Genomic DNA, 1,734 nt, shown 5'->3' with positions numbered 1-1,734 from the left:
GTTGAGGAGCATCGCCGTCATATCGCCGACGCTGAGCGAGTCGAGGATCTCGTCCCACTTCGGGTCGTCCTTGGCCAGGCCGCGCATGTCGATCAACGAGAGATCGCTGTCCGATCCGGTCGCGGGCATGTCGCCCTCGAACGCGGCGGCTTCACCTTCGTGATCCCAGACACCGAAACCATCGGCGACGGCCTCGTCGGCGATGAGCATGTCACCGGTGGGCGCCGTCGGGAACGTTCCGGCGAAGTCTGCACGAGACATCACAGGAATCTTGGCGCTTTCTCCTGTGGTCGTGAACTGGGCGGAGACATCGTCGAACTGGTTCGTCACAGCCTCGAGGTCGGATGCGCGGTGATCGTCACCGGAGTAAACGACCTGCTCGGCTACGGTGTACGCGATCGGTTCGGTGCCGGCAGCGATCGAGTGCGAGTCGCCACGCACACTGAGCTCGTACTCACCGGCATCCAGAACGTAGGCCTTCTCGGTGAGGTAGTCGTACGATGCCATGTCCTCCACGGCGATCTCGATCGTCACGGATTCGGTCGCTCCCGGCGCGATCTCGCCCGTCTTCGCGAATCCGCCGAGGACGACGGCCGACTTCTCGATGCCGCCGGGCGTGTAGGGCGCGGAGTAGTAGAGCTGTACGACATCGCGACCCGCGACGGTGCCGGAGTTGGTCACATCGACCGTCACCGCGATGGTGCCGTCCACGTCGCCCAGCTCGGTGTTGGACACCGACCACGCGAAGTCGGTGTAGCTGAGTCCGTAGCCGAACGGGTAGACCACGGCCGAGTCGTAGTCGATGAAGCCCTCGACGGCGGCGGTCTCGTAGTAGCGGTAGCCGACGTAGATGCCTTCGGCGTAGTTCACGAACGGCGCTTCATCCGTCACCGTGGCGTTCGATGTCGCGGTCTCGGTGACGGGCACCGGGTAGCTCGGGTTGACGTTCTCGTAGAGGAAGTTGCCGAAGTTGGCGAACGTGGGGTCGGCGGTGAAGTCCGCAGCCCAGAGGTCGACGGTGCGTCCCGATGGGTTGACCTCACCGTTCAGGATGCGACCGAGTCCGTTGAACGCGGTCGATCCGGGCGAGCCCGCCAGGAGGATCGCGTCCACGCCCACGTCGTTCTGGATGTCACCGAGCTCGAGCGTTGTTGAGGCGTTGATGACCACCACGACCTTGTCGAAGCTCTGCTTGGCAAGCTCGAGAAGCTCGCGCTCGTCCTGGTTCAGCTCGAGCTGGTGCTGACCGGGCTGCGCGTTGTCGTCCCATCCGGCCATGTCGGTGGTGAGGTCGCCACCTTCGCCACCCGGGCGGCCGATGAAGACCACCGCGGCGTCACCGAACTGCGAGAAGGTGGATGCCTGTGCCTCGTATCCGGCGACGGGCATCTCACCGATGTTGTACGTCGAGATGTCAGGGCGGTCCATCTCGATGTAGCCCCGGGGGTTCTCCGCCGCATATGCCTCGATGGCGAGGTACGTGGGGTCGTTGACAGTGAAGCCGGCGTTTTCCAGACCCATCCGCGCCGTGACGGCGGAGTTGGTGTCGACGGAGCCCGAACCCGATCCGCCGTATACCGGGTCGGCAGCGGCGCGACCCAGCATCGTGAGTTGAGCGCCGGGTGCCAAGGGAAGCGCGGCGCCCTCATTCTTCGCGAGGACGATTCCGCCCGCCCCGATCTCCTCGACGAGTTGGAGCGCTGCAGCATCCACGGCGTCGAGGTCGGCGTAGTC

At 64.9% G+C, this 1,734-nt stretch carries 1 protein-coding gene; it reads right to left on the bottom strand.

Features of this window, described 5'->3' with window-relative positions:
• A partial coding sequence (locus WBQ44_RS08585; RefSeq protein WP_495566286.1) for a glycoside hydrolase family 3 C-terminal domain-containing protein occupies positions 1-1,734 on the bottom strand: 1,734 nt, incomplete at both ends.

Origin of the sequence: Rhodococcus sp. (in: high G+C Gram-positive bacteria) (genome assembly GCF_049591685.1) — a bacterium.
Taxonomy (GTDB): Bacteria; Actinomycetota; Actinomycetes; order Mycobacteriales; family Mycobacteriaceae; genus Rhodococcoides.
Note: the sequence above shows the minus strand (reverse complement) of the source record. Positions and strands in the feature narration are given on the sequence as shown.